This is a genomic window from Streptomyces sp. NRRL S-31, from assembly GCF_000718775.1.
Taxonomy (GTDB): Bacteria; Actinomycetota; Actinomycetes; order Streptomycetales; family Streptomycetaceae; genus Streptomyces.
In genome coordinates this window covers 1-7,627 of sequence record NZ_JOCB01000170.1, presented here as the reverse complement: position 1 = coordinate 7,627, position 7,627 = coordinate 1, and the positions used below count along the sequence as shown (strand labels likewise).

Sequence of the window (7,627 nt, the reverse complement as noted above, 5' to 3'; positions counted from 1 at the left end):
CCAGGGCGGCGCGCATCCAGGTCACGGACACCCTGCACACCGCCCTGCACCTCGCCTGAGGGCACGGCCGGCCGCACCCTGCACCGCCGGACCGGGTGGACTGTCGAGCGAGGTCCCCGCCGTCACCCTGAGAGGCCGCACAGATAGGCGGCGCAAGGCAGCCATGACAGCAAGGCAGGCACAGGTCTAGGTGATCACGGAGTTGCGACGCTCTGTGATCACCGGGGAGACCTGTGCCTGTCCTGCCATCATGGCTGACCGACCCGCTCTGGGGTCAATTCGCGGCGCTGCTGCCCGAGCGTCCGACGGTCGACCCGACCCATCCGCTGGGCTGCCACCGCCGCCGCCGCATCAGCGACCGGATCATCTTCGACAAGCTGCTGCAGCTGCTCCGGTTCGGCTGCTTCTACCAGGCGATCGCCGACACGACCTGCTCGGCGACCACCATCCGCAACCGCCGCGACGAGTGGATCCCACTCGGCGTCCTCGCCCGCCTGAAGCAGATCGCGCCCGAGTCCTACGACCGGATCGTCGGGCTGCTGCTTGACCAGATCGCCATCGACGGCTCCATCACCAAGGCCCCCGGCGGCGGGGAGGCCGCCGGGCGCTCACCGGTCGATCGCGGCAAACAGTGCTGGAAACGCTCGGGCATGACGGATGGTTACGGAATACCGCTCGGCAGGGTCCTGGCCGGAGCGAACCGCCACGACTCCCCGCTGCTTACCGCGACCCTGGACCGTCTGGAGGACCTGGGGCCATTGCCCGACCACATCACCGTGCACCTGGACGCCGGCTACGACTCGGACAAGACCCGCACCGAACTCGCCACCCGCGGTCTGTACGGCCGCATCGCGCGCAAGGGTGAGAAGGCGCCGAGGCCAGCCAACGGTGGCACGTCGAGCGCACCCACGCCTGGCAGAACGCCTTCTACCGGCTCGCCCGCTGCTACGAACGCCGCGCAACGGTCATCGACGCCTTCTTCGACCTTGCGGACACGACCATCACCGTCCGTAGCCTGATCCGCCGGGCCTGGACGACCCACCGCTGGGACGACCGCCCGAACCGCCGTCCATGAGCACACGCTTATCTGCGCGAGCTCTCAGCGGCCCAGGAGTTCGAGCGCGGCCTTGACGGAACCGAGCAGGGGTTCACCTACCGCGCCGACCGTGGCGGCGATGGCCGCGAGCGCCATCAGTGACCGGCGCCGGGCCGGGGGCTCGGCGGAGGCGTCGGCCGCGAGGGCGGGCAGCGCGTGGTCGATGGAGGCGCGGTCCGTGTCGTCGTGTACGTCGCCGCGCAGTGCCAGCGCGAGCTGGACGACCTCCCTCAGCTGCTCCTCCAGGGTGCGCTGCGGGGCGGCGTAGTTGTGGTGGACGATGCCCCGATGGCCCTGACCTCCGACGATGCTGACCCTGTCGCCGAACTGGAAGTCCCCGCCGCTCATTTCAGTACCCCCGTGTGGCCCGAGCCGCCGTAGATGTTCACCGAGTCGCCGAAGTGGTAGTTGCCGTAGTTGGTGATCGACAGGGTCTCCACCCTGGCCCTCAGTACTGCGTTCGGCTTGTCGATCGTCTCGGCGATCTTGACCACGAGTTCGTCGAGATGACGGGGGTCTCCCGCCACCAGGGCCGTGGACCGGCCGTTCGTCTCGATGGCAAGCGTGTAATGACTCGATGCGAAGACCACGGACGCCATCTCGCCGAAGAAGTAGATGAGCACAAGCACGGCGAGCACCAGGAGGAACTGGATCACGCCGTCGTCGCCCGAGGAGGAGTCGAAGTCGCTCGACCCGCCCGACATGTCCGAGAAGAGCATCAGGACGAGGATCAGAACCACAGTGCCCCCGCCGCGCTTCAGGAACTGCACGAACGCCTCTCCGCGACGCGGGGTCAGTACGAACGTGTAGACGCGGGTGATGTTCTCCAGAGGGTAGGCGGCCCTGTTCACCCAGAGCAGCCGATCGCTGATGACCAGGTCACCGCGCGGCGGGAGGCTCGGCCCGGGCACGCCTGCGGCCGCGTACGCGCGGGGCGGTGCCGGTGGTTCGGATGGTCTCGGTGGTGGCGTTGCGGGCGTCCCCATACATCCCCCTGAGATGGGCCGCTGTGACGTGGCACTCATTACGTACCACAACCATCGGCGCCACAAGGCGAGTTCGAGACCTCGAGGAGGCCGAATCCGCCATTGCGAGCCAGCCCCTCGGCACCCGACAATCGACCGCCGCGCCTGCGAACGTAGCAGCGCCGTCTTCCCGGTGATCAATGACGAGTGACGCGGGTCACAATTCTTTTGGCGTTGCTGCGAGGCGTCCAGTCCGGCCGCGGTGGTGGGCTGCGGCCCAACGCGACGAGGAGCGCCGAGTCGGATCTTCCCCGGCGCAGCCACGCGGCGGTCCCGGAGGACTGGCCGGCCGGGGCACGGGTGAATGACTGCTCGGTGGTGGGGACCGAGTCGTTGGTCCAGGCGCCTGTTCGGTCAGCCTTGCGGTGGGTGTCAGGGCTGGGCGGGCGGCGGTGAACGCCGCCAGTGACCGCGGCGCTTCCCGGAGGCACCGCGTGCCCGGGGAGCGTCCTGTTCCGCCTATGCGGACTGGCTCGCCGGCACGTTCTCCGGCTCGTCCGCCGGCCGGCCGGCCGCCTTGCGGGACAGCAGCGCGATGACGGCGAGGGCGGCGAGGGAAATGCCGGTCAGCAGCCACATGGCGGCTTGCATGCCATGGCTGAAGACCGCGCCGAAGACCCGGTCGATGTCAGCGGGAGCGAGGGAGGTCTCCCGGGCCAGCACGCTGGTGGCGTGCTCCGGGTTCGTGACCACGGATTCGGTCCAGGCGCCACCTTCTTGGTGGTGCCGTACCAGCTCCGTCGCCAGCCGGTCGGAGGCGAAGGAACGGAAGAGGACTACGGAGACGGCCAGGCCCACCGCGCCGCCGAGGTTGTGGAAGGTCCACGAGGAGCCGACTGCCAGACCTGCCTGCCTTTCCGGTACGGCCGACAGTGCGGAGACCGTCGCCGGACTAAGGACACAGGCCCAGCCGATGCCCATCCCCACGAGTGCGACCGCCAGCCGCGTCAGGGAGGTGTCAGCGGTCAACTGGGTCTGGAGCAGGGCGGAGACGGCGAAGGCGACGAAGCCGACCGCCAGCAGCGGTCGTGGTCCGAAGCGGTCGATCAGCCGGCCGATGAACGGAGAGAGTACGGCCATCACCGCCGTACTGGGCAGCAGCATGGTGCCGGTGGCGTATCCGTCCAGGTCTCGCACCGTGCTCAGGTACAGCGGGACGAGGAAGAGCACGGTGGTGTAGAAGCAGGCCAGCGCGAAGTCGGAGGAGAGTGCCGCGACGAAGGCCGGCTTGCGGAACAGGCCGAGGTGGAGCAGCGGGGCGCTGCTGCGGCGCTCGACGAGGGCGAAGGCGACGAGGGCGACGACGGCGAAGGCGATGAGGCCCAGCGTCGCTGGGCTGGTCCAGCCCCAGGTGCCGCCGAGGGTGAGGGCGAGGACAGCGGCAGGGATGCCCAGGCTGGACAGGGCTAGACCCGGCCAGTCCAGTCGGCCGGTGGCCGTTTCGTCGCGTGACTCGCGGACGCTGAAGGAGCACATGGCGAGGGCGATCGCCACGAGCGGCACGTTGAGCCAGAAGATCCAGCGCCAGCCCGCCGCCGACACCAGGACCCCGCCGAGCAGCGGGCCGATGGCCAGGCCGAAGCCGTTGACGCCGTACAGGGCGCCCATGGCCCGGCCGCGCTGCTCGGATGGGAAGGCGTTCTGCACGATGGCACCGGTGGACGTGTACAGGATTGCGCACGCCGCTCCCTGGAGGAACCGGAAGACGATCAGCGAGCCGATGTCGGGAGCAAGTCCGGCACCGAGCGAGGCCAGGCCGAAGATGACGGTGCCGGCGTAGAGGACGCGGCGGCGGCCGTGCGCGTCGGCCAACCGCCCCATGGCCACCATGAACATCGACAGGGCGACGATGAACATGTTCACGATGAGCTGCAGTTCCGCCACCGAGGCCCCCAGGTCGGCCTGGATGCGCGGTGCCGCGGTGTTCACGATGGTCAGGTCGATACAGCCGAGGAAGCTGATCAGGCCCACACCGGTGAAGGCCCACCATTTACGGTCAGTTGTTGCTGGAGTCACGGAGTGCGTCCTCTACGCCGATTGATTGTATACGGTCAGGCAGCCGCCGGAGAGGCCGCCGCCCGTTTCTTGAACTTCAGGGAGAGCCACCCTCCCTTACCCGGGTATTGTCGGGCGACGAACAGCCGATGGGTTTCGGCCATGGCGTTCGTCATCGGTTGCGGGTATACGACATGGTCGTATCCCTGGTAAGCCCACATCGGCTGGATGATGGGGCATTCTTCGATGAGGTAGGCCAGGCAGGCTTTGAATGCCTGGCCGGTGTCGACGCCCGGATCCCTTGCCACCATGCGGTCGATGAATCTGTGGATTGTTGCGTCCACTGCAGCGCGGTAGCGAGGCTCATCCCGGTATGCTTTTTCCACCTGCTGGAGGAAGCCGGGGTAATCGGGGTCTTGCAGTGCCTCGTCCCAGCGGAGCACGTCATTGGGCACGCTGAGCCGGCCGAGAATCTTCCCGTTACGCTCCAGCCATTCGTCGCCTTCGCGCAGGGCACGGCGGTGCGCCGCCCCGGGTTCCAGTTCGAGATAGTTGGTGCGCTGCAGGGTGTCCGCCACCGCGATGGTGACGTGGCGGAATCCGCTGCGGTTGAGCAGTTCCACGGTGGCGCGGAGTTTGTCGCCCTCGTGGTAGCGCTGGCCCACGCTGATCAGCAGGATGGTCCGGCGGCCGGCCAGGTCGGCCTCTTTGCCGGCCTGCCCGAAGCTGGCCTTGGTGCGTCCGTCCACGGTGTACTCGGTCATCGGTATCAGCTCCACAGCTCGAGCGGACGGTCTTCGCCGTGGAAGCCGATGAAGTGGCCCAGGGTGATCCGCGGGCGGTCGCCGGAGGGACGCACCGCGTGGATCTGCCGCGGGTTGAGCAGCAGGAGGTCACCGGGGGCCGGTTTGATCACGGTGCGGGGTGGTCCGACCTTGTCCCGGTCGATGCCCCAGGTGCGCTCGCCGCGCAGGCGGGCGTACTCGTCCTCGGTGGGCTCGACGCCCCACAGCTCCAGTTCGCCGCCGCTCTCAGGGATGTCGATGTAGATGTTCGCCGACAGCTGTGCCTTGAGCGAGTGACCGGACTCGGCGGGCAGGTTCCGCTCCAGGGCGTCGGTGTGCGGGTTGAGGTCGACGTCCTTGTCCTGGTAGCGGCAGATGCCGATGAACGCCTTGCGTCCGTCGAGCTGGAGCAGATGGGCGCCGGCGCCCCACGCCTCCTCCAGCAGCAGCCGCAGGACGTCGCTGGGACAGGCGTACGGGGCGAACAGATCGCGCATGCGCTGGATGTTGTCCCGAGCTTCCGCGTAGTACCGGTCACGAGATGCGTCGTCGCTTATCTCGGAGAATGCGAAACCTATACGCTTGAACTCCGATGCCTGGCTGAGCCCACCTCGATCGGGATGCTCAACTAACTTTCCCCGGACGGCCTCCAAGACGACACGCGGCATGAATTGCGGGATGTGAACGGCCAGACATGTTCCGTCGATGACGGATTGGATATCGGCATGCGAGAAGAGGCGGGCAGTGGTTTCCGTGATTTCCGGCATGGACTTTCCCCTTGCAGTTTTCCAGGTGGGTTCGCCGCAGAGGAAGCGGCCTGATGGATGCCCATTGCAGTCACTTGGCAACGAGACAGTCAAGCGATGTTGCGTGCTACCGGAAACTATCAGTGACTGGCTCGGAAGCGACCCCTGCTCGTAACATTTGATGCCTTTGGCATATGCCAAGAGCAGTGGACATGCAGGGCAATCATGCGCAAACCAGAAACAGTAACGGCCCGGGTGCGTCTTCGGGCGGCGGAGGCCCGAAGGAATCCGCTAGCATCCCCGGCAGACCGTTCCGGGCGCCCGGTTTACCGGCTAAGGTTCACCGTAAACATTCGGCATCACCAGGTGAAAATGGTTCACCGATTCATTCGCACTTGCGCAGAATGTGAGCAGGCAACCTGGAAGAGATCGTGGCCAGATTCTGCCCCGCGGGAGGATGGTTAACAGGTTGCTTGACCCGTCCACCCGGCACTCCCGGACCCCGGGCAGGGGGCAACTGAGATCCTGAAGGCAAGAGAGCGGCCCAGCGTCTGGGCGGAGTGCTGCCTATGCGAAGCGTGCAGGAGCTGAGGACGCCACCGGAGCGTCTACAGCAGCGGTTGTGGAGGGAGCCGAGCGTCTCCCCGGCCCGCTACTGAAGACCCGAGGCGCGGCGCCTGCGGCCAGCCGGGCGCCCTCAGCGGACGAAGGGCGGGGCAGGAGCCGCAACAGGGCTGCCATCCGGTCCCGACACTCCCCCACACCCGCAGCGCCACACGTGTGCGCGGTTGTCCGGGTCCACGGCACCGGGTGTGCGGCAAGTAGGCGGGGGACGCAGGTGCGCATCCACCTGGTCGGTCCGGGCCACGCCCGCAGCCGCTCAGCGAGCGGGACACCAGGTCGGCACCTCGGCGACTGTGGAGGCGCGGTGGCGGCACGGTCGGCACGGCGGCACGGGCGACAGCCGGGACGGACCGACCACGGATGCACGAGGCGGGCGCAGTAGCACGGCGGGCGGGGAACGCGGGACACGGGCCTGGCGGCTGGCTGTGGACGGTTGCCGGAACAGCGGCAGACGCAGGCGGAGCGGCGGTGCGCAGGGCACGGCCGGGACAGCAGCGGCGGACCGGGGCGCGGGGCGACGGGGCCGGGGACCGGGTGGTGAGTTAAATCGAGCAGCATTTCAGCGGTCCGGCGGGCGGGCGCGGCGCCGGGACGGCGCGGTCCGGGCGGCGGGCGGGGAGCAGTACGAGCCGGACCGGCCCCGCGCGGCCCCGGGACGACAGGGACAGCGGGCCGGGAAATAGCGGTGTGGGACCTCGGTCAGCACGGGAAGCGGCGTGTGCGTCGGCGCGCGGTGGCGTAGGCCAGGCAGCCGGCGTGCCCGAGGTCGAGCGGGTGGCGGCCGGGCCAGAGCGGAAGAAGAACGCGTTGGCGCGCGAGTCCGTCCAGCCGACCAGTTCTCGCGCCTCGGCCTTACCCGGCTCCTTCAGGACTGCCAGCTCGAAGGTCCGCGCGGCGCGGCCGGGGGACGGCACCAGCAACTCCCGGGCCGCGGCCATGAGCTTCAGGTGGAGGGCGGCGGCGCGGGCCGAGCAGGCAACGCCGCCGTGCAGGGTGCCCGATGTCTTGCCGTACACCTCTTCACCTGCAGCACCTACGGGCACAGTGACGGGAACGTCGGCGCGGACGCCCGGGCAACGGCTAGGAGTTGTCTTCATATGTCAGGCCTTCAAGCGGTTGAAGCAGCGTTCGACCACGTTGCGCCGCTTGCAGAGGTGCTTGTCGAAGGCCGGCGGGCGCCCGCCGCGATGGCCGCGCCGGAGCCGGCTGCGGATCTGGTCGGACCGTTCCGGGATGGTGTGACCGACGCCCCGCCGCCTGAGCCAGACCCGGATCGCTTGGGAGCTGTAGCCCTTGTCGCCGATGACGTGGTCGGGCCGGACGCGGGGCCGCCCCGGTCCGAGGCGGGGCACCCGT

General features: G+C 68.5%; 6 protein-coding genes and 2 pseudogenes. 1 reads left to right on the top strand and 7 read right to left on the bottom strand.

Going from position 1 to position 7,627, the window contains the following annotated elements:
- The first annotated feature begins 233 nt into the window (after positions 1–233).
- Positions 234–1,075 (top strand): annotated as a pseudogene (locus IF37_RS40215) (IS5 family transposase).
- Between the two features lie 24 nt (positions 1,076–1,099).
- Here the strand turns inward: IF37_RS40215 and IF37_RS0137485 are convergent.
- The 7 genes and pseudogenes from IF37_RS0137485 to IF37_RS0137450 form a co-directional block, all read right to left on the bottom strand.
- Positions 1,100–1,444, bottom strand: a complete 345-nt coding sequence (locus tag IF37_RS0137485) for a hypothetical protein (protein ID WP_030753849.1) — start codon at positions 1,442–1,444, stop codon at positions 1,100–1,102.
- Positions 1,441–2,007, bottom strand: a complete 567-nt coding sequence (locus tag IF37_RS0137480; RefSeq protein ID WP_030753846.1) for a DUF6232 family protein — start codon at positions 2,005–2,007, stop codon at positions 1,441–1,443. Before IF37_RS0137480 ends, IF37_RS0137485 begins: the two co-directional genes overlap by 4 nt.
- Before the next feature lie 573 nt (positions 2,008–2,580).
- Positions 2,581–4,137 carry an MFS transporter gene (locus tag IF37_RS0137470; protein WP_253915960.1) on the bottom strand — a complete coding sequence of 519 codons (1,557 nt, stop codon included), beginning with the start codon at positions 4,135–4,137 and terminating at the stop codon, positions 2,581–2,583.
- 35 nt (positions 4,138–4,172) lie between these two features.
- The gene (locus IF37_RS0137465; protein ID WP_030753840.1) at positions 4,173–4,880 is read right to left on the bottom strand and encodes a tRNA-dependent cyclodipeptide synthase; all 708 of its coding nucleotides are present in this window, start codon (positions 4,878–4,880) and stop codon (positions 4,173–4,175) included.
- Positions 4,881–4,885: 5 nt separating this feature from the next.
- Positions 4,886–5,398, bottom strand: a complete 513-nt coding sequence (locus tag IF37_RS0137460; RefSeq protein ID WP_052845587.1) for a 2OG-Fe(II) oxygenase — start codon at positions 5,396–5,398, stop codon at positions 4,886–4,888.
- 1,415 nt (positions 5,399–6,813) lie between these two features.
- Entirely contained in the window at positions 6,814–7,287 is a 474-nt protein-coding gene (locus IF37_RS0137455; RefSeq protein ID WP_030753833.1) for a hypothetical protein, read from the bottom strand.
- A 90-nt stretch (positions 7,288–7,377) separates the two neighbouring features.
- Positions 7,378–7,627: pseudogene (locus IF37_RS0137450) on the bottom strand (IS5/IS1182 family transposase); the annotation flags it as partial.

Bases quoted from the DNA above. Each gene is read 5' to 3' on its own strand.
- IF37_RS0137485 (WP_030753849.1), bottom strand. From the start codon at position 1,444: ATGAGCGGCGGGGACTTCCAGTTCGGCGACAGGGTCAGCATCGTCGGA.
- IF37_RS0137465 (WP_030753840.1), bottom strand. From the start codon at position 4,880: ATGACCGAGTACACCGTGGACGGACGCACCAAGGCCAGCTTCGGGCAG.
- IF37_RS0137460 (WP_052845587.1), bottom strand. From the start codon at position 5,398: ATGCGCGATCTGTTCGCCCCGTACGCCTGTCCCAGCGACGTCCTGCGG.